This is a genomic window from Streptomyces sp. NBC_00386 (assembly GCF_036063235.1).
Classification (GTDB): domain Bacteria; phylum Actinomycetota; class Actinomycetes; order Streptomycetales; family Streptomycetaceae; genus Streptomyces.
Map to the genome: position 1 here is coordinate 3,855,622 of NZ_CP107950.1, position 18,975 is coordinate 3,874,596.

16 protein-coding genes are annotated in these 18,975 nt (G+C 72.4%); 7 read left to right on the plus strand and 9 right to left on the minus strand.

Annotated features, from left to right (window positions below; all coding sequences use genetic code 11):
• Nucleotides 1-31 precede the first annotated feature (31 nt).
• The gene (locus tag OG780_RS16795; RefSeq protein ID WP_328449045.1) at nucleotides 32-1,216 is read right to left on the minus strand and encodes a glutathionylspermidine synthase family protein; all 1,185 of its coding nucleotides are present in this window, start codon (nucleotides 1,214-1,216) and stop codon (nucleotides 32-34) included.
• 96 nt (nucleotides 1,217-1,312) lie between these two features.
• Nucleotides 1,313-1,654, minus strand: coding sequence for a hypothetical protein (locus OG780_RS16800; protein WP_328449046.1), 342 nt, complete (start codon nucleotides 1,652-1,654; stop codon nucleotides 1,313-1,315).
• 129 nt (nucleotides 1,655-1,783) lie between these two features.
• Here OG780_RS16800 and OG780_RS16805 point away from each other — a divergent pair, with 129 nt between their 5' ends.
• Complete coding sequence (locus OG780_RS16805; protein ID WP_326790832.1) at nucleotides 1,784-2,638, plus strand: hypothetical protein; 855 nt, start codon at nucleotides 1,784-1,786, stop codon at nucleotides 2,636-2,638.
• A 172-nt stretch (nucleotides 2,639-2,810) separates the two neighbouring features.
• On the opposite strand, the gene pdxR is transcribed toward OG780_RS16805, so the two are convergent.
• A complete protein-coding gene (gene pdxR, locus OG780_RS16810) occupies nucleotides 2,811-4,202 on the minus strand; it encodes a MocR-like pyridoxine biosynthesis transcription factor PdxR (protein WP_328449047.1) in 1,392 nt (463 codons plus the stop codon).
• Between the two features lie 62 nt (nucleotides 4,203-4,264).
• Between pdxR and OG780_RS16815 the strand changes: the two genes are divergently transcribed.
• Nucleotides 4,265-4,828 (plus strand): carboxymuconolactone decarboxylase family protein, encoded by a 564-nt coding sequence (locus OG780_RS16815; protein WP_328458192.1) that lies wholly within the window; start codon nucleotides 4,265-4,267, stop codon nucleotides 4,826-4,828.
• 32 nt (nucleotides 4,829-4,860) lie between these two features.
• Nucleotides 4,861-5,577: an isocitrate lyase/PEP mutase family protein gene (locus OG780_RS16820; protein WP_328449048.1), complete on the plus strand. Its 717-nt coding sequence runs from the start codon at nucleotides 4,861-4,863 to the stop codon at nucleotides 5,575-5,577.
• A gap of 67 nt (nucleotides 5,578-5,644) precedes the next feature.
• Here the strand turns inward: OG780_RS16820 and OG780_RS16825 are convergent, their stop codons facing one another.
• The 5 genes from OG780_RS16825 to OG780_RS16845 are packed head-to-tail and all read right to left on the minus strand — an operon-like array spanning nucleotide 5,645 to nucleotide 12,811.
• On the minus strand, nucleotides 5,645-6,604 hold the full coding sequence (locus tag OG780_RS16825; RefSeq protein WP_328449049.1) for an ABC transporter substrate-binding protein: 960 nt from the start codon (nucleotides 6,602-6,604) through the stop codon (nucleotides 5,645-5,647).
• 1 nt (nucleotide 6,605) lies between these two features.
• Nucleotides 6,606-8,555 (minus strand): ABC transporter permease subunit, encoded by a 1,950-nt coding sequence (locus OG780_RS16830; RefSeq protein WP_328449051.1) that lies wholly within the window; start codon nucleotides 8,553-8,555, stop codon nucleotides 6,606-6,608.
• The gene (locus OG780_RS16835) at nucleotides 8,555-9,718 is read right to left on the minus strand and encodes a quaternary amine ABC transporter ATP-binding protein (RefSeq protein ID WP_328449053.1); all 1,164 of its coding nucleotides are present in this window, start codon (nucleotides 9,716-9,718) and stop codon (nucleotides 8,555-8,557) included. Before OG780_RS16835 ends, OG780_RS16830 begins: the two co-directional genes overlap by 1 nt.
• The gene (locus tag OG780_RS16840; RefSeq protein ID WP_328449055.1) at nucleotides 9,715-11,247 is read right to left on the minus strand and encodes a GMC family oxidoreductase; all 1,533 of its coding nucleotides are present in this window, start codon (nucleotides 11,245-11,247) and stop codon (nucleotides 9,715-9,717) included. Before OG780_RS16840 ends, OG780_RS16835 begins: the two co-directional genes overlap by 4 nt.
• A 52-nt stretch (nucleotides 11,248-11,299) precedes the next feature.
• Nucleotides 11,300-12,811, minus strand: coding sequence for an aldehyde dehydrogenase family protein (locus OG780_RS16845; RefSeq protein WP_328449057.1), 1,512 nt, complete (start codon nucleotides 12,809-12,811; stop codon nucleotides 11,300-11,302).
• Nucleotides 12,812-13,063: 252 nt separating this feature from the next.
• Between OG780_RS16845 and OG780_RS16850 the strand changes: the two genes are divergently transcribed.
• Nucleotides 13,064-13,978, plus strand: a complete 915-nt coding sequence (locus OG780_RS16850; protein ID WP_328449059.1) for a bifunctional helix-turn-helix transcriptional regulator/GNAT family N-acetyltransferase — start codon at nucleotides 13,064-13,066, stop codon at nucleotides 13,976-13,978.
• 20 nt (nucleotides 13,979-13,998) lie between these two features.
• Here the strand turns inward: OG780_RS16850 and OG780_RS16855 are convergent, their stop codons facing one another.
• Entirely contained in the window at nucleotides 13,999-15,006 is a 1,008-nt protein-coding gene (locus tag OG780_RS16855; protein WP_328449061.1) for a hypothetical protein, read from the minus strand.
• A gap of 395 nt (nucleotides 15,007-15,401) precedes the next feature.
• Between OG780_RS16855 and OG780_RS16860 the strand changes: the two genes are divergently transcribed.
• Genes OG780_RS16860 through OG780_RS16870 form a run of 3 tightly spaced genes read left to right on the plus strand, consistent with a single transcriptional unit; the run spans nucleotide 15,402 to nucleotide 18,975 of the window.
• A complete protein-coding gene (locus tag OG780_RS16860; protein ID WP_328449063.1) occupies nucleotides 15,402-15,821 on the plus strand; it encodes a CU044_2847 family protein in 420 nt (139 codons plus the stop codon).
• 3 nt (nucleotides 15,822-15,824) lie between these two features.
• Entirely contained in the window at nucleotides 15,825-17,972 is a 2,148-nt protein-coding gene (locus tag OG780_RS16865) for a VMAP-C domain-containing protein (RefSeq protein ID WP_328449065.1), read from the plus strand.
• 52 nt (nucleotides 17,973-18,024) lie between these two features.
• On the plus strand, nucleotides 18,025-18,975 hold the full coding sequence (locus OG780_RS16870; RefSeq protein WP_328449067.1) for an AAA family ATPase: 951 nt from the start codon (nucleotides 18,025-18,027) through the stop codon (nucleotides 18,973-18,975).

Below are 18,975 nucleotides of genomic sequence, written 5' to 3' on the forward strand. Positions count from 1 at the left end.
CCCGAACGGCACTCCTGTGCGAACGGCACCCCTAGAGGATCACGTGGGGCAGGAAGCGGGCGTACTCGTCCGTGATCGGGCCCGAGGACTCCCGGATGCCGAGGCCCGCCGACTCGTCCTCGACGACCCAGGCGCCGAGGACGACACGGTTGCCGTCGAAGGACGGGAGCGGTGCCAGCTCCTGGTAGCAGCAGGCCTCTTCGCGTACGACGGGGGCGGCGCCGGGTTCGTGGATCGTCACACCGGCGCCCTCGCGGCCGAGCAGGGGTTTGGCGACGTAGCCGTTCGTACGGGCCAGCTCGCGGGGGCCGTCGAGGTAGGCGGGGAGGAGGTTCGGGTGGTCCGGGTAGAGCTCCCAGAGGACGGCGAGGACGGCCTTGTTGGAGAGGAGCATCTTCCAGGCGGGCTCGATCCACAGGGTCGTACCGGTGCCGCCGCCGTTGTCGAGGGTGTCCAGGACATGGCCGCCGAACGCGTCGGTGGTGAGCCACTCCCAGGGATAGAGCTTGAAGCAGGCGCGGATGAAACCGAGCCGGTTGTCGACGAAGCGGCCGGAGAGGGGGTCCCAGCCGATCTCCTCCATGGAGATCCAGTCCGTGTCGAGTCCCGCCTGCTCCGCGGTCTCCTTCAGATAGGCGACCGTCATCAGGTCCTCGCCGAGCTCGTCCTCGGCGGAGTGCGCGAAGTGGAGCGGGCTGCCCGGCGGGAGGAGGGCGGCCTGCTTCTTCCAGGCCGCGACGAGGCGTTCGTGGAGGGAGTTCCACTGGTCGGCGCCGGGGAAGCGGTCCTCCATCCAGAACCACTGCGGGCCGGCGGCCTCGACCAGCGAGGTCGGCGTGTCGGCGTTGTACTCGAGGAGTTTCGCCGGGCCCGTTCCGTCGTAGCGGAGGTCGAAACGGCCGTAGACGGAGGGGAGCTCGCCACGCCGGTGCCAGGCCTCGGAGACGGCCGCCACGACCCGGGGGTCGTCGATGCCGAGGTCGGCGAAGCGCCCCCGCTCGACGATGTGACCGGCGGCCGTCAGGCACATGGCGTGCAGTTCCTCGACGACCTCCTCCAGCGCCTCCACCTCGGGCAGCGAGAAGGCGTAGTAGGCGCTCTCGTCCCAGTAGGGGCGCAGGGAGTCGTCGGGGTGGCGGGTGAGCGGGTAGATCAGCCCCTGCCGCTCGACGGTCTGCTGCCAGCCGGGGCGGGGGGTGATGGTGCGGCGTTCCATGGGGTGCGGGGTTCTCCGTCTCGGCGGGCGGGTGGGTTCTCCGTCTCGGCGGCGGGCCGGGGGCCGGAGCACGCGCTCCGGCCGCGGGACCGCGGGTCAGCCGCCGGAGCCGCCCTTGCCGCCGCCGAAGCCGCCGCGGTGGACGCCGCCGCCCGAACCGCCGGAACCCCCGGAGCCGCTGGGCCTGACGAAGGAACCGCCCTCGACCCGGTTGCTCTTCTTGTCGCCGCCGTAGTACCAGCCGACGTGATACGTGCTCGTGGAGGACTTGCAGTACTTGTCGGCGACGACCTCGTAGCCCTTGCCGCGGTTGTAGCTGTCGCGGTCGACGCAGCGCTTGTCGGGCTCCGAGGAGCAGGCGGTGAGCGTCGCCGCGAGAAGTCCCATGCCGCCGAGGACGACCGTGCCCGAGCGCAGCTGGCGCCGTACGTCTGCCATGTTCGTTCCCCCGTTTGATCTCTGCCGACCATTTTTGATTGAAGATGACAGATTAGAGATCCCGCGCGATGTGTCCACGACGGCCCCCGGCGATGTGCCGTCCCCTACAGTCGCTTCGTGCTCTTTGGAATGATGTGCGCCCTTGGTGCCTCGGTCTGTTTCGGTACGGCGACGGTTCTCCAGGCGATGGCCGCACGGGCCGCGGGCGAGGGCGGGACGGGCGGCGGGGCCGGCGGCGCGGCGGTCCTGCTGATGCGGGCGCTGCGGCAGTGGCGCTATCTGGCGGGACTGGGCCTCGACGGCGTCGGGTTCCTGCTGCAGATCATCGCGCTGCGGGCGCTTCCGATCTACGCCGTCGGCGCGGCCCTCGCGGCGAGCCTGGCCGTCACCGCGGTGGTCGCCTCGCGGCTGCTCCATGTGCGGCTCAGCGGGGTCGAGTGGGGCGCGGTGGCGGTGGTGTGCGCCGGTCTCGCGATGCTGGGGCTGGCGTCCGGCGCGGAGGGCGACCGGACGGGGTCCCTGGCACTGAAGTACGCGACGCTGGGGACGTCCGTGGCCGTCCTGGCGCTGGCCCTCGTCGGCGGACGGCTGCCCGACCGGGGGCGGGCACTCGCGCTGGGACTCGGCTCGGGGTTCGGGTTCGGGGTGGTCGAGGTGGCGGTGCGGCTGATCGCCGACCTCGATCCGGGGACGCTGCTGGCCAATCCGGCGACGTACGCGCTGCTGATCGGCGGCGGTGCGGCGTTCCTGCTGCTCACCACGGCCCTGGAACGGGGTTCGGTCACGACGGCCACCGCCGGGCTGGTCATCGGGGAGACCATCGGACCCGCGCTGGTGGGCGTGGTGTGGCTGGGCGACCGTACCCGCGAGGGGTTGACCTGGCTGGCGGTCCTCGGTTTCGCGGTGGCGGTGGCGGGGGCCCTGGCGCTCGCGCGGTTCGGCGAGGCGCCGGCCACGAAGACGTCCGTGCCGGCGTCGTCGTGAAACGGCACGGCCTCTCATCGACCCGGATGGCCGCTGCCGGAACCCGACGGACCTTGACGGACGTTGCCGGAATCCGACGGACCCTGATGGACGCTGCCGGAACCTGGTGAACCCTGATGCAACCTGAAGGAACCTGACGGCTCCCTCAGGAACCGGCTCGGACAAGGCTCCTTCAAGGAAGTGCCCGGCACAGGGCGTCCAGGGCGCCCGACCAGGCGTGGTCCGGCGGGGTGCCGTAGCCGACGACCAGGGCGTCCTGGTGCGGGCCGACCGCTTCCGGGTGTCGGTGGTGGGAGAGGCCGTGGACGGCCAGGCCCTGGAACGCGGCGGCCTGGACGACCGACCGCTCAGTGCCGGGCGGGAGACGGAGCACGGCGTGGAGTCCGGCGGCGATGCCGGTGGCGTGCACGTCGGGCGCGCGGGTGGCGAGCGCCGCGACGAGAGCGTCCCGGCGGCGCCGGTAGCGCAGGCGGGCGGCGCGGACGTGACGGTCGTAGGCGCCGGAGGTGATGAACTCCGCCAGGGTCAGCTGGTCCAGTGCCCCGGTGGACCAGCCTCCCTCCCCCTTCAGGGAGACGACCTCGTCCACGAGCGACGGCGGCAGGACGAGCCAGCCGAGGCGCAGCGCGGGGGCCAGGGACTTGCTGGCGGTGCCCAGATGGACCACGTGGCCGGGGTCCAGTCCCTGCAGCGCGCCGACGGGCTGCCGGTCGTAGCGGAACTCGCCGTCGTAGTCGTCGTCCAGGACGAGCCCGCCGGTGCGGCGGGCCCAGGCGATGACGGCGGCCCGGCGGTCCGGGTGCAGCGGCACACCTGTCGGGAACTGGTGGGCGGGGGTGAGGAGTACGGCCCGCACGCCCGTCATGTCCCGCGTGTCGGTGCCGAGTTCGTCGACCGGCAGGGGGACCGTGCGCAGGCCCGACCGGTGCAGGAGCGTCCAGTGCACGTCCAGCCCGTACGACTCCACGGCGACCGAGCGGAGCCCCCGGCGGCGCAGGACCGCGCCGAGCAGGGTGAGGCCGTCCGAGAAGCCGGAGCAGACCACGATGCGCTCCGGGTCGGCGCGGACGCCCCGGGCGCGGGAGAGGTAGCCCGCGAGGGCGGTGCGCAGTTCGGGGCGGCCGCGTGGATCGCCGTAGCCGAGGGCCTCGTGCGGGGCGCGGGTCAGGGCGCGGCGGGCCGCCTTGAGCCAGGCGGCGCGCGGGAAGGACGCGAGGTCGGGGCGGCCGGGGACGAGGTCGTAGGCGGGACGGGCCTGTTCGCGGCGGCGCGGCGCGGCCTGGGGCGCCGGTCGTACGACGCTCCGCTCGGCGACCCGGGTGCCCGAGCCCTGGCGTGCGGTGAGCCAGCCCTCGGCGACGAGGTCGGCGTAGGACTCGGCGACCGTGTTGCGGGCGACGCCGAGGTCGACGGCGAGCGAGCGGGAGGACGGGAGACGGGTCCCGGGGGCCAGCCGGCCGCTGCGGACGGCCTCGCGCAGCGCTTCCGTCAGCCCCTTGCGGATACCGGACCCGGTCGGCTCGACATGGAGGTCGACACCCAGAGTGGCCCACGTTTTCCCCATGGGAATGGACCATACCCCTGGGCTATTCCCTTCGTAGGGTCGATGGCATGACGACGCAGGACATGACCACCCGGCACACCCCGACAGCCCCGGCGACCCCCGCCGGCTCCACTTCCCCGGCTTCCGCGGCGCCCGCCGCCGGAACCGCGCCGTACGCGCCCGAACACTCGCCCCGGCTCGCCTGGGCCGAGCTCGCCCCCGATGTCTACAAGGCGATGGTCAGGCTCGACGCGGCGGCCCGGCGCGGGGTGGACCCCACGCTCCTCGAACTGGTGAAGATCCGTGCCTCGCAGCTCAACCACTGCGCGTTCTGCCTGGACATGCACACCAAGGACGCGCTCGCGGCGGGCGAGAGCGTGGAGCGGATCGTGCAGCTCGGCGCGTGGGAGGAGTCGCGGCACTTCTACACGGAGAGGGAGATCGCGGCGATCGAGCTGACCGAGGGCGTCACGGTCCTGACGGACGGCTTCGTGCCGGACGAGGTGTACGGGCGCGCGGCCCGGCACTTCGAGGAGGCCGACCTGGTCCAGCTGATCGCCTCGATCACGATGATCAACGCCTGGAACCGGTTCGCCGTGACCTGCCGCATGGTGCCCGGCCACTACCGGCCGGGCGGGCACAAGTGACGGCTCGGCCGGCCGCGGGCGGGGAGCATCCGGTGGCGGGCGGGGCCGAGCGGTTCCGGGCGCTGCACCACGGGCGGGTGCCGGGCGATCCGCTGGTGCTGCCCGGGCCCTGGGACGCGGCGAGCGCCCGGGTGTTCGCGGACGCGGGGTTCCCGGCGCTGGCCACGCCCAGCGCAGGGGTGGCCGCGTCGCTGGGGTACGCGGACGGGGAGACGCCCGCCGCCGAGATGTTCGCCGCCGTCGCGCGGATCGCCCGTGCGGTCGACGTGCCGGTGTCGGCGGACGTCGAGGGCGGCTACGGGCTGGCGCCCCGGGAGCTGGTGGAACGACTGCTGGAGGCGGGGGCCGTGGGCTGCAACCTCGAGGACTCCGAGGGCGGGGTCCTCAAGGACGCGGCCCGGCACGCCGACTGGCTGGCCGAGGTGCGGAGCGCGGCGGCGGACCTGCTGTTCGTGAACGCCCGCGTCGACGTCTTCGCGTACGGGGACGGTGATCCCGGGCAGGCCATCGGCCGGGCCGCGCTGTACGTCGCGGCGGGCGCGGACTGCGTGTATCCGATCGGGGCCCCGACGGAGGTGCTCCCGCTGCTGCGGTCCGGTGTCCAGGGGCCCCTGAACGCGTTCGCCCGGCTCGACGGGACGTCTCCCGCCGAACTGGGTGAACTGGGCGCCACACGGGTCACGTTCGGTCCCGGGCTGCAACGCCGGGCGGCCGAGGCGCTGGGGGACTTGGCGGCGAAGCTGCGCTAACCGCACGGTGGCCCGTCACGGTGCGGTGAATTTGCGCCGGCCGCACCGTGACCCGTCACGGCGACCGTCACGAGGGCAGCCACGACCGCCAGGTCGACCGGTGGCGGTCCGCCCATTTCCTCGCCGCCTCCTGGGGCGTCAGCTTGTCGTTGGCGATCATCAGGGAGACCTCGTTCTGGTCCTCGGTGGTCCACTTGAAGTTCTTCAGGAAGGCGGCCGCCCTGCCACCGGTCCTCGCGAAGTCGGCGTTCAGGTACTTCTTCAGCGGGGTGTGCGGGTAGGCGCAGGCGACCTTCGCCGCGTCGGCGTCGCAGCCCTCCTTGTAGGCGGGCAGCTTCACCTCGGTCATGGGGATCTTCTCGAAGAGCCACTGCGGGGAGTACCAGTACGTGAGGAAGGGCTTCCCCTCCTTCGCGAACTGCTTCATCTGCGTGATCTGCGCGGCCTCCGAACCGGCGAACACCACCTGGTAGTCCAGCTTCAGGTTGGTCACCAGCGCCTTGTCGTTGGTGACGTACGACGGGGAGCCGTCGAGGAGCTGTCCCTTGCCGCCGCTCTCGGGCGTACGCATCTGATCGGCGTACTTGCCGAGGTTCTTCCAGTCGGTCACGTCGGGGTGCCGCTTCGCGAAGTACGTCGGGACGTACCAGCCGATGTGCCCGGTCACTCCCAGGTCGCCGCCGGGCGCGATCGTCCTCTTGTCCTCGACGTAGCGCTTCTCCTGGTCGGGGTGGCCCCAGTCCTCCAGGATCGCGTCGACGCGGCCCTGGCTGAGCGCGTCCCAGGCGGGCACCTCGTCGACCTGGACGGTGTCGACGCGGTAGCCCAGCTCGTGTTCGAGCAGGTACCGCGCCACGCCCACATTGGCCTGGGCGCCGACCCAGGACTGCACGGACAGGGTCACCGTCTTCGCGCCCTGGGCGTTCGCGAAGGGCGAGGCCTGCTTGGTCATGTCGGCGGCGCCGCAGCCGGTGAGCAGCAGCAGGGCCGAGGCGCCGGCCACCGCGGATGTCGTACGAACTCGCATGTCAGGCTCCCTTCTTCACGCGGCGTCCGGTCGGCTGGGTCACCCGGTCGAGCATCAGGCCGAGGCAGACGATCGCGGCGCCCGCGACCAGGCCGGTGGCCAGATCGCCCTGGGCGAGGCCGAACACGACGTCGTAGCCGAGGGCGCCACCGCCGACCAGGCCGCCGATGATGACGACGGCGAGGACCAGGACGACGCCCTGGTTGACGGCCAGCAGCAGCGCGGGCCGCGCCAGCGGAAGCTGGACCTGGCGCAGTTGCTGCGCCGGGGTCGCGCCGAGGGAGCGGGCGGCCTCCAGCGCGGCCGGGTCGACGGCGCGGAGCCCCTGGGTGGTGATGCGGACCACGGCGGGCAGCGCGTAGACGACCGCGGCGGCGACGGCGGGTGCGCGGCCGACGCCGAACAGCGCGACCACGGGGATGAGGTAGACGAACTGCGGCATGGTCTGGCAGACGTCGAGGACCGGCCGGAGCAGGCGCTCGAAGCGTTCGCTGCGGGCTGCCGCGACGCCGACGGCGAAGCCGGTCACGAGGGTCACGGCGACGGCCGCGAGGACCTGCGACAGCGTGTCGAGGGACGGCTTCCACACGCCGAGCACGCCGATCGCGGCCATCGCGAGGACGGCGGTCAGGGCGGTGCGCCAGGTGCCGATCAGCCAGGCCAGGGCGGCGACGGCCAGCAGCACGGCCCACCACGGCAGCCCCTGGAGTCCGTCCCGGAGCGGGTCGAGGACCCAGGTGGTGAAGTGGCCCGCCCAGTCGGCGGTGCCGCCGATGTACGGGACGCCCGAGTACAGGTGGCCGGTCATCCAGTCGACGGTGCTGTTCACCGGCTCGGCGATGTTCACCGCCCACGCGTCGGGCCATTCCGTCCGGCCCGCGAGGCGGCCGGTGAGCACGACGGCGAGGACGGCCAGGGCGGCGAGCGCCCCGTACAGCCGGGAGGTGTTCTCGCGGGCCGCCCCGAGCCGCTCACCCGCCGCGGCCGTGACCCGGTCGAGGACGACCGCGAGGAGCACGATCGGGATTCCGGCGGCGAGTGCGGCACCCACGTCCACGGAGGCGAGGGCCTGGTAGACGCGGTCGCCGAGACCACCGGCACCGATCACGGAGGCGATGACGGCCATGGACAGCGCCATCATGATCGTCTGGTTGAGGCCGAGGAGGAGTTCCCTGCGGGCCAGCGGGAGGCGGGCGGTGAACAGGCGCTGGCGGGCCGTGGCACCGAGCGAGGCGACGGCCTCCATCACGCCCTCGTCCGCGTCGCGCAGGCCGAGCGCGGTGAGACGGGCCATGGGCGGGGCGGCGTAGACGACGGTGGCGAGCACGGCCGCGGGAACGCCGATGCCGAAGACCAGCACGACGGGCAGCAGGTACGCGAACGCCGGAAGCACCTGCATGGTGTCGAGGACGGGGCGCAGTGCGCGGTGGGTGCGGTCGGAGAGCCCGGCGGCGAGGCCGAGCAGCACGCCCAGCGCGACGGAGGCGAGCACGGCGACGACCATGACCGCCAGCGTCTGCAGGGTGGGTACCCACATGCCGAGCAGTCCGCAGACGAGGAACGCGGCGCCGGTGCCGAGGGCCTGCCGCACCCCGGCGGCCCGCCAGGCCCCGAGGGCGGCCAGGGCGGTCACTCCGGCCCAGCCGCCCGCGAGGAGCAGCAGATAGACGGCGCGTACGGAGAGGACGACGGCGTTGCTGACGTAGCCGAAGAAGTACAGGAACAGCGGGTGGCTGTCGCGGTTGTCGATGATCCAGTCGCCGGCCCTGCCGAGCGGTCCGGTCAGGTCGACGGTCAGGGCGTGCGGCCAGCTTCCGCTGGACCAGCGGGCGTCGGCGAGGGGCACGAGCACCGCCGCGAGGACGGCGAGCAGCACGAGCTTGCCGACGGCGGGGTGCCGCAGCCGGGCGGGCAGGACGGTACGGGGAGCGGACGCGGTGACTGCGGCCATCACACCGCCTCCTTCCGCGGGCCCGCCCCGGCACGTGGGTCCGCTTCCGCGCGCGGGTCCGCTCCGGCACGCGGGTCCGCTCCGGCGACGACGGCGAGCAGCCGCTCGTGGTCGACGACACCGAGGCAGCGGCCGTCCTGGACCACGCAGGCGGCGCGCCCGCTGCCGGACACGGTCCTGATGGCGTCGGCGACCACGGTGTCGGGGGTGAGGGAGCCGGGGTGGTCCGGCCCGCCGCAGTCCCCGGGCCGCATGGCCGTGCGTACGGTCATGACCTGCTGGCGGGGCACGTCGCGGACGAACTCGCGGACGTAGGCGTCGGCCGGGGAGCCGACGATCTCCTCGGGGGTACCGAGCTGGACGATCCGCCCGTCGCGCATCAGGGCGATGCGGTCGCCGAGGCGCAGGGCCTCGGTCAGGTCGTGGGTGATGAAGACCATCGTGCGGCCCTCCTCGCGGTGCAGCCGGACGACCTCCTCCTGCATGTCACGCCGGATCATCGGGTCGAGCGCGCTGAACGGCTCGTCGAACAGCAGGACCTCGGGGTCGACGGCGAGCGCGCGGGCCAGCCCGACGCGCTGCTGCTGGCCGCCGGACAGCTCGCCCGGTCTGCGCTGCTCCAGGCCCTCCAGGCCGACCTTGGCGACGACCTCGGCGGCCCTCGCCCGGCGTTCCTCGCGCGAAACGCCCTGGATCTCCAGGCCGTAGGCGACGTTGTCGAGGACGGTGCGGTGCGGCAGCAGGCCGAAGTGCTGGAAGACCATGGCGGCGCGGTGGCGGCGCAGTTCGCGCAGCCGGCCCTTGTCCATCGCGAGGACGTCCTCGCCGTCGATCGCGAGACTGCCCGAGGTGGGTTCGATCAGCCGGGTGAGACAGCGCACCAGGGTGGACTTGCCCGAACCGGACAGGCCCATGACGACGAACACCTCGCCCTTGCGCACGTCGAAGCCGACGTCACGGACGGCGGCGGTGCAGCCGGTGGCGGCCCGCAGCGCGGCGGCGTCGAGGGAGGCGAGTCCGGGGTCGCCGGGAACGCGGTCGGCGTTGGGGCCGAACACCTTCCACAGGCCGCGTACGGAGAAGACGGGGCCGGCCGTGGCGGTCGCGCTCGGGGCGCCGACAGGCGTGTTCGTCGCGTTCGGGGTGCCGGTGGGCGTGTTCATCGCGCGCCACCCCCGATCAGGTCGGCGGCCTTCTCCCCGACCATGAGCACCCCGACCATCGGGTTCACGGCGGGCATGGCCGGGAACACCGAGGCATCGGCGATCCGGATGCCGTCGAGTCCGCGGACGCGCAGTTCGGGGTCCACCACCGCGAGTTCGTCCGAGAGCTCGCCCATCCGGCAGGTGCCCGCCGGGTGGTACACGGTGTGCGCGACCTGCCGTGCGTACGCGCTCAGCTCCTCGTCACCGGTGACATCGGGTCCGGGGCACACCTCGCGCTTGAGCCAGCCGGCGAGCGGTTCGGCCGCGGCGATCTCACGGGCGATCCTGATGCCGTCGACGAGGGTGCGGCCGTCGTGGTCGTCCTCGTCCGTGAAGTACCGGAAGTCGAGGGCGGGTTTGACGGTCGGGTCGGCGCTGGTGAGGTAGAGGCGGCCGCGGCTGCGCGGCTTGGGGATGTTGGGGGTCATCGAGACGCCGTGCGCGGGACGTTCGTAGCCGATGCGCTCCGGGTTGTCCGTGAAGGGGATCTGGTAGAAGTGGAACATCAGGTCGGGGCCCGGCTGTTCGGGGTCGCGGCGCACGAACAGGCCCGCGTCGGAGTCCATCGCCGAGTTCTCCGGGATCGGTCCGTTCGTCTCCCAGACGATCACCGACTCGGGGTGGTCGAGCAGGTTCTCGCCGACGCCCGGCAGATCGTGGACGACGGGGATGTCCAGCTCCTCCAGGTCACCGGCGGGACCGATGCCGGAGTGCAGCAGCAGCCTCGGCGAGTCGACGGCGCCCGCACAGAGCAGGACCTCGTGGCGCGCGCGGACGAGAACCTCCTCGTCGTCCTTCGTGCGGACGTGGACGCCCGTGACGCGCTTTCCGTCCAGTTCCAGCTTGTACGCCCATGTCTCCAGCAGGAGCGTCAGGTTGGGCCGCTCGTCCATCACGGGGTGCAGATACGCCACCGAGGCGCTCGACCGCTTGTTGTCCTCCGGGTGGTAGGCGAGGTCGAAGAAGCCGACGCCCTCGGTGAACGGCTGCCGGTTGAAGCCCTCGACCAGCGGCACGCCGAGAGCGGACCGCGCGGCGTCCACGAAGTCCCTCGCTATGGCGTTCCGGTCCTTCGCGTCGACCGGGACGATGTTGTTCAGGAGCCGCGTCCAGTACGCCTCCATCGGCACCGCGCCCCAGTCCTTGGCGCCGGCCGCCTCCCACTCGTCCCAGTCGGACGGCAGCGGCTTGAACGCGATCAGCGTGTTGTGCGACGAACACCCGCCGAGCACCCGGGCGCGGCTGTGCCGGATGTGCGAGTTGCCGCGCGGCTGTTCGGTGGTCGGGTAGTCGTAGTCGAGTTCCCCGCCGAGCAGGCCCATCCAGCGGCGCAGGGTGAGGACGTCCTCGCGTCCCACGTCGCTGGGGCCGCCCTCGATGACGGCGACGCTGACATCCGGGTTCTCGGTGAGGCGGGACGCGATCACGGAGCCCGCCGTACCGCCGCCGATGACGACGTAGTCGTACGTGTTCTCGTGCTGGGACATGAAGGGGTGCTCCAAAAGGCCGTGAAAGGGGGGTTCTTGCCGGGTACCGGAGTCAGCCGGCGAACCAGCGGACGGGCGCGGGCGCGAGGTTCTGGTAGATGTGCTTGGTCTCGCGGTACTCGGCCAGTCCGGCGGGGCCGAGTTCACGCCCGACGCCGCTGCGGCCGAAGCCGCCCCACTCCGCCTGCGGGAGGTAGGGGTGGAAGTCGTTGATCCAGACGGTGCCGTGACGCAGCCGCCCCGCGACACGGCGGGCGCGGCCGGCGTCGGCGGTCCAGACGGCGCCCGCGAGGCCGTACTCGGTGTCGTTGGCGAGCGCGACGGCCTCGCTCTCGGTGGCGAACGTCTCCACGGTCAGAACGGGCCCGAAGACCTCCTCGCGGACGACCCGCATCCCGCGGTGGCACTGGTCGAGCACGGTCGGCTCGTAGAACCAGCCGCCGGCGGGCCGGACTTCGGACGGCTCGGGCCGCTTGCCGCCGGCCCGCAGGACCGCGCCCTCGGCCAGCGCGGAGGCGACGTACGCCTCGGTCTTCGCGCGCTGCTGCTCGGAGACCAGCGGGCCGCACTCGACACCGTCCTCGGTGCCGCGGCCGAGGCGGATCGCGGACGCTCTGCGGGCGAGTTCGGCGACGAAGCGTTCGCGCACCGTCTCCTCGACGATGAGCCGCGAACCGGCCGAGCACACCTGACCGCTGTGGATGAAGGCGGCGTTGAGGGCCTGGTCGACAGCGGTGTCGAAGCCCTCCTCGGTGGCACAGGCGTCGGCGAAGACGATGTTGGGGTTCTTGCCGCCGAGTTCGAGCGCGACCTTCTTGACCGTGTCGGCGGCGGCGCGCGCCACCTTCGTACCGCTGGCCAGGCCGCCGGTGAAGGAGACGAGGTCGACGTCGGGGTGCTCGGCGAGGCGGGCGCCGACGGTGTGCCCGGGGCCGGTGACGAGCCCCGCGACACCGTCGGGGAGGCCCGCCTCGGCCAGCAGCCGGAGCAGGGCGACGGTCGTCAGCGGGGTGATCTCGCTCGGCTTGACCACGAAGGTGTTGCCGGCGGCGAGGGCCGGAGCGATCTTCCAACTGGCCTGCAGCAGCGGATAGTTCCAGGGGGTGATCAGGGCGCACACACCGACGGGCTCGTGCACGACGACGCTGTGGACGTCGGACGAACCGGCGTCCACGACGCGGCCGCCGCCCTCCCCCACCACGAGGTCGGTGAAGTAGCGGAAGGCGTCGGCGACACAGTCGATGTCGATGCGCCCCTCTTCCAGGGTCTTGCCCGCGTCACGGCTTTCGAGCAGCCCGAGTTCCTCGCGGTCGCGGACGAGGAGGCCGGCCACGCGGCGCAGCAGGGCGGCGCGTTCGGTGACGGGGGTCCGCGGCCAGGGCCCCTCGTCGAAGGCGCGGCGCGCGGCGGCGACCGCGAGGTCCGCGTCCTTCTCGTCCCCTTCCGCGACCACGGCGAACGGCTCGGCATCGGCGGGGTCGAGGATCTCGCGCGTCGCGCCGGAGAGCGCCGCGCGCCACTCGCCGCCCACGTGGATGGTCTGTTCTGCCTGCTGTCCGGCCATGGTCGGTGTTGCCTTCCGTTCCTGTTCGATCCCCCTGCGTCACGCGGGTGTCGCCCCCGTGAGCTGTGAGCACCTGCCCCTCCGCCCCGGCCACATGCGCGATCCGTCACCCGAAGTGCGCCGGGTCACTGAAAAATCCCCCGAAAAGCGACAAGGTGGGACGCGGGCACCGATGGACAGCCGCTCTTTCCTTTGACTAAAGTCAAGGAAAGAGGCAGCCATGGACCGAGCCGGACAGAGAGCCGAAGGAAGATGGAGCCAGTGTCAGCGGACCAGGTGACGGCGCTGCGGCGGTTCAACCGCTACTTCACGCGGCGCATCGGAGCCCTCGACGACCACTACCTCGGCCAGGACCGCCCGCTCGGCGAGGCCCGGCTGCTGTTCGAGATCGGCGGGACGGGAACCTCCCTGCGCGAACTGCGGGCCAGACTCGGGCTGGACGCCGGGTACCTGAGCCGGATGGTGCGGGCACTGGAGACGCAGGGCCTCGTCCGGTTGAGCGTCCATCCCGGTGACAGCCGACTGCGGGTCGCCGACCTCACGGCCGCCGGGCGGGCCGAGATCAAGGAGCAGAACCGGCTGGCCGACGCACTCGCCGCGGGACTGCTCAGCGGTCTCGACGCTCCCCGGCGGGCGGAACTGACCACGGCCCTGGACACCGCGCACCGGCTGCTCCGGCTCGCCGCGATCACCGTCGAGACGGTCGACGGCGCCTCCCCCGACGCCCGCGCCTGCCTCGACGCTTACGCGGCCGACATCGACGAGCGGTTCCCCGAGGGCTTCGACCCCGCCACCCTCGTCCGGCCCCACGAGGTGTCGGGCGACGCGGGCGCCTTCCTCGTCGCCTACGAGGAGGGCCGCCCCGTGGGCTGCGGCGCACTGCGCCGTCTCGGCCCGGGGGCGGGCGAGATCCGCCATGTGTGGGTGGACCCCGGGGCCCGTCGGCTGGGCCTCGGGCGCCGCATCCTCGACGGCCTCGAACAGCGGGCCGCGGAGCGCGGGTTCACCGTCGTACGCCTCGACACGCACGCCGCGCTCACCGAGGCCCAGCAGATGTACCGGGCGTGCGGATACACGGAGATCCCGCGCTACGACGACAACGTCTACGCGGCGCACTGGTTCGAGAAGCGGCTGCCCGCAGCCGGCCAGGAACCTCTCGCGCGCTAGCGGCGGCTGGTTGGTCGGCGTCAGGCGGCGTTCGTGCAGGCGGCCCCGGTCGGGCAGAAGGAGTTCACGGCCGTCGCGAGCTGCCCGGACATGTCCGCGCCCGGCGGACCGCTCGCGACGATGGCGTACGGAGTGCCGTCGGCGGCCTGGAAACGGTGGTCGACGGTCTGGGTGGCTCCGTACCGCTTGTCGTAGTAGCTGTAGCTGAACTCCGTCCAGCCGGTGCCGGTCCGCCGGTCCAGGTACTGGTAGTCCTTGGCCCCCCGCGCGATGCTCTCGGCCTGCGCCGAGGATTCCGCCGCCGAGGGTTCCATGATCTCGAACACCAGGAGCCTGCGGTTTCCGTCGGGCGCCGTGTAGGTGACGACGGGCGCCAGCTTGCCCTGCTTCTCCTCGCGCGCCCAGCCGTCCGGCACGTCCACGGTGTAGCCGACCGGATCGACCGAGCGGCTGTACCCGGGAGCCGGTGCCGGGGCGGTGGTCACGGCCGGGGCGGTGTACACGCCCTCGCCGCCGGAGCCGTTCGAGGTCTCCGGGACCGAGCCGGGCTGCGACGCCGTGACGGTGACCGAGGGAGTGGAGGGGTGCGCGCCCGGATGCCTCGCCGAGTCGCCCCGGGTCAACGCCCACAGTCCGCCGCCCACACCGCCCGCCAACACGGCCACGGCCACGATCACCAGGAGCAGCCGCCGCGAGTCACCGGACCCCGGCGGCCGGCCACCGCCCCCGGGCGGCACGACGCCGCCGGGCCATGTCTGCGGCTGGGACTGCTGGTGCGACCAGGCGGCCTGGGCCTGCTGCTGGGACTGGATCCATTGCTGCTGCTGCCCGTGCGGCGGCTGTGGCGGCGCGGAGCCCGCGGGCGGATAGGCGTCAGGCCGCGGCGGACCCGCCTGCGTGGCCGCCGCCCACCACTGGTCCCCGGCCGGCGGCGCTCCGCCGGCGTCCACACCGTCCTGGACCCCGTCCGTCCGGCCCGTACCGTCGTCGACCCATTGCCGACGGTCCGCGTCCCATCGCTGCGCCATCCCGTCACCCCCGCTCCCCGTCGGCCCCACCCGACGGCCCGATCTCGGCGCGCTTCCCGCCGAACCCCTGCCGCGCCCTTGCCCCCCGGCGGACCGTACGTAACGACGATAGTGAGGTTTCCGCCATCAGCACCCCTTTTTATGCCGACAAAGCACATGCGTTCGATACGTACTTTCCGTACGCCTCTCCGCCCCCGGTCGGCCGGAATCCCTGACCCGGACAGCAGCATGCGGGTTCCGGCAGGACGAAGCCGTTCCGCGCACCGGGGAGGCGGTGGCCGGGTGACCCGCCGAGAACGGGCAATGCCCCCTACCGATGCTCAATGCATTGAATTGGCCACCGAGTTGGGCAGATGTACCGCTGCCGGGAGCCTCTCTCGGCCACAATATTGACCGTGTCCACCTCAACAGAATCGCAGTTCGAGGAACAGTTCGAAGACGGCACGCCCGTCCGGTTCCTCCTCGCTCCCGTCCGCGGCGTGACGGTCTCCGGCCCGAGCGGGGACGAAGACCGTCCCGAGGGCATGGGGACCGCTGTCCCCGTGGCCTCCGGCGGCGGAGCAGTCGCGGCGTTCGCGGTCGGCACCCTGCGCCATGCGCTCCGGCCGCTCGGTCCACTGCTCCAAGAGGTGCACGACGCGGTGACGGCCGCGCCTGACCCGCCTGCCGAACTGAGCGTGACCTTCGGCGTCCAGGTCGGACAGGACCTCAAGCTCGGGATCGTCGGCGGCAACGGCCAAGCCCACCTCACCGTGAGCGCCAGCTGGAAACCGACGACGGGCAACGACGGTGTTGCAGCGCCGGGCGGGGAGTGACCCGTGGGGTGGTTTCGGCCCCTCGGGTTCCCGGATGACGGCAACCCGGTCGCGTGCCTGGCGTCGGTCCGTCGCTCGCGGGACGGCAAGGTGGCCGGGGGAGGGCTGATTCTCGGCCCCGACACTGTGGTGACGTGCGCGCATGTGGTCAACGACGCCCTGGGCAAAGAGCTGTTCGAGTCGCGGGCTCCGGGACCGGATGAAATCACCGTCGAGTTCAGAGGGCCGCACGGGCAGCAGCGGCGTGCCGCACGCGTGGCGCACTGGATCGCGCCGCGAACCCGGGATGGCGGCACGGTGCACGCAGGCGACGACCACTGGCTCGGCGACCTCGCCGTACTACGGGTCGACACACCTGAAGACACCGTATGTCCGGCGGCCCCGAGGAACGCCATGGAGGCGGGTCAGGAGGTACGGGCCTGGCACGGCAGCGCGGGCGGAGCGACGTTCGCCGATCTGACCGTCAAGTCCGCAGACGGACCTGTGGGATACCTCGACGGCGAGGCGACCGGAATGGCCGTCGGCCCGGGCTACAGTGGCGGCCCGCTGTGGTGCCCCCGGAACAGGGCCGTGGTCGGTCTCGTCGTGGCGCACTTCATGCCTCCCCACGATCCGCGCACCGGTGGCCACGCCGCGCACAGCCCCCAGCACCTGATCCGGCGCAGTTGGGGCATCCCCTGGCAGCACATCGAGACCGAGCTGCGTGCCGTGGGCGCGTTCCATCTCCAGGATGTCGCCCCCTCCGACCCCGACGATCCGGCCCACCTGCTGCTCGTCGAGGCGTTGGAGGCCGCGTTCCCGTCGCCGTCCGGGCGCGGCGACGCCGCCCGGCAGCTGACGCGCGCCTGCGGTGTCGGCCACGGCGGCGAGGTGACACCGCCCACGGTCGAGGAGTTCGCGGACTTTCTCCTCACCCATCCTCGGGCTCTCGCGGCGTTCACCGAGACCCTGCGGCGCCGGGACCCGGCAGCCGCCGACCGCTTCCTGATCGCGGGCCATCTCTCACGTGGGCCCCGGCTCCTCTCCCCCCGCGAACACACCCGCCTGCACAAGCTGCTGCGTGGCGTCGACCGCACCGTGCTCGGGCGGTTCGGAGAAGCGGTGCGCGCGGCGCTGCCGCTGGTGGCCGCGTTTTCCGGAGGGGGCAGCCTCGACACGCTGCTCGACCACCTGGAGACGCTGCCCGGCGACGGCCACTCGGACGGCGGTGAGCCGCGGGTCCCGGCCCTGCTGCGCGTCATGGAGTACGTGGCCATGCTGTGCCCCGGACCGAAACGCGCCGAGCTTCGTCTCTGGTCGGACGGAGTGACCGCCCGGCTCGGCATTCCGCGCTCGGCCCTCGCGGAGCGACGCTCGGATGCCCAGGACTGGGCCCGAGACATACGTACGCGTTCGACTCGGGTGCGGGTCCTGGTCGAGGTGCGGCGGGCCGAGGCAGGGCGCCACCGACTGCGGATCTGGTGCGACGAGGGCGCGGGGCCCCGGCAGGTCTCGGCCACAGCCGACTCCTGTACGGCGTCCGAGGCGGCCCGCGAGCTGCTGCGGGTCCTGGAGTCCCTCGCCCCGTCCGCCCCCCAGGACCAACGCCCTCTCGTAGAGGTCCTGGTGGACCGCGCCAGCCTCAACCTGCCTGTCGACGAATGGGAGGGCCGGGCCCCCGACGAGATCGTGCCCGGTGTGCTCGGGGTGGAGTTTCCTCTCGTCGTGCACTGTCCGGAACTCCTGCGCCGCCACGAGCGTTTTCTCCCCGAATGGCGCCGCCGGTGGAGTCGTCTCGACTCCGGAGCAACCCTGGTCTTCTCGGACGCGTCCAAGGATCCGAACCAGATTTACTACGAACTGATGGAGAAGCTCGACGCTGTGCGCGTCTCCGTCGACGTACCTCCGGGTCTGCGCGACGGCATCGTGCAGGTCTGCCTGGCTGTCGGGGTACCAGTAGTGGTGTGGGACCGGGGGCGGGACAAGGACTCGCACGTCGTCAAGCACATGGCGGGGGTCGCCACGCGTGAACTGCCTGACGGCGTCCGCTCCTACCGCGCCAAGACCATGGTCAACCCGCATGACTTCCCCGGCCGCCCCGTCCTCGCCTGGGCCGACGCCGACCGCACCGTGCCCCGACTGCATCTGACGGAACCGCAGGAGAGCGCATGAAGCCCATTCCCGGACCCGTTCCACCTCTGACTTCCGAACTGCAGGAGAGGGCATGACGACCGCTCCCGACGCCGACTGGCGCCTGTTCCGCGGAAACGGCGCGCCCCGAGCCGTCACCCTTCCGCCGGCGCCGCCCTGGCGGCGCTTCGCCCCGGCTCACGTGGTCCGGCCCGAACTGCCGTACCTGATCGAGCCGCAGCACGCCGACGTCGTCAATGCCGCACTGCATCTGCGCCGTCCGCTTCTGGTGACCGGCCCGGCCGGTACCGGCAAGTCGTCACTGGCTCGAGCGGTGGCTCACGAGTTGAACCTGGGGGAGCTGCTGCGCTGGCCCATCAACAGCCGTTCCACCGTGCCCGAGGCCCTCTACCAGTACGACGCCATCGGCCGACTGCGCGAGACGACGCTGAGCCGCGACCGGGGTGAACGCGAGCCGTCCATCGGCACGTTCATCCGGCTCGGTCCGCTCGGCACCGCGCTGGTCCCCTCCGCAGCCCCCCGCGCCCTGCTCATCGACGAGATGGACAAAGGCGATGTCGATCTTCCCAACGACCTGCTCACCGTCTTCGAAGAGGGGGTCTTCGACATCCCCGAGCTCACCAGGCTCCCCGAGGACGTCGCCGACGTGGAGGTGCAGACCGCCGACCACCGCGGCACCGTGGGCATCCACCAGGGGCGCATCCAGTGTGCGGAGTTCCCGGTCGTCGTCATCACCAGCAACGGAGAGCGCGAATTCCCGCCCGCGTTCCTGCGCCGCTGTGTCCGCCTCGAACTGCCGGTGCCGGACGAGGCCCGGCTGCGTGCCATCGTCGCGGCCCATCTGGGCGAGGACGCGCTGCGGGAGGCGGACGACCTGCTGGACGCGTTCCTGCGCCGCCGGGCCCCGGGCGAACTCGCCACCGACCAGCTCCTCAACGCCGTCTTCCTGCGTGTCGGCGGCGTCGATCTGAACGCCGAGGGCCTTCTCGACGCCGTCCTCCACCAGCTCACAGGGGCGATGTGA

Coding starts and splice junctions, on each gene's coding strand:
- OG780_RS16840 (WP_328449055.1), bottom strand. CDS start 11,247: ATGTCCCAGCACGAGAACACGTACGACTACGTCGTCATCGGCGGCGGT.
- OG780_RS16805 (WP_326790832.1), top strand. CDS start 1,784: ATGATGTGCGCCCTTGGTGCCTCGGTCTGTTTCGGTACGGCGACGGTT.
- OG780_RS16845 (WP_328449057.1), bottom strand. CDS start 12,811: ATGGCCGGACAGCAGGCAGAACAGACCATCCACGTGGGCGGCGAGTGG.
- OG780_RS16800 (WP_328449046.1), bottom strand. CDS start 1,654: ATGGCAGACGTACGGCGCCAGCTGCGCTCGGGCACGGTCGTCCTCGGC.
- OG780_RS16815 (WP_328458192.1), top strand. CDS start 4,265: ATGACCACCCGGCACACCCCGACAGCCCCGGCGACCCCCGCCGGCTCC.
- OG780_RS16870 (WP_328449067.1), top strand. CDS start 18,025: ATGACGACCGCTCCCGACGCCGACTGGCGCCTGTTCCGCGGAAACGGC.
- OG780_RS16830 (WP_328449051.1), bottom strand. CDS start 8,555: ATGGCCGCAGTCACCGCGTCCGCTCCCCGTACCGTCCTGCCCGCCCGG.
- OG780_RS16850 (WP_328449059.1), top strand. CDS start 13,064: ATGGAGCCAGTGTCAGCGGACCAGGTGACGGCGCTGCGGCGGTTCAAC.
- OG780_RS16825 (WP_328449049.1), bottom strand. CDS start 6,604: ATGCGAGTTCGTACGACATCCGCGGTGGCCGGCGCCTCGGCCCTGCTG.
- OG780_RS16835 (WP_328449053.1), bottom strand. CDS start 9,718: ATGAACACGCCCACCGGCACCCCGAACGCGACGAACACGCCTGTCGGC.
- OG780_RS16855 (WP_328449061.1), bottom strand. CDS start 15,006: ATGGCGCAGCGATGGGACGCGGACCGTCGGCAATGGGTCGACGACGGT.
- pdxR (WP_328449047.1), bottom strand. CDS start 4,202: ATGGGGAAAACGTGGGCCACTCTGGGTGTCGACCTCCATGTCGAGCCG.
- OG780_RS16795 (WP_328449045.1), bottom strand. CDS start 1,216: ATGGAACGCCGCACCATCACCCCCCGCCCCGGCTGGCAGCAGACCGTC.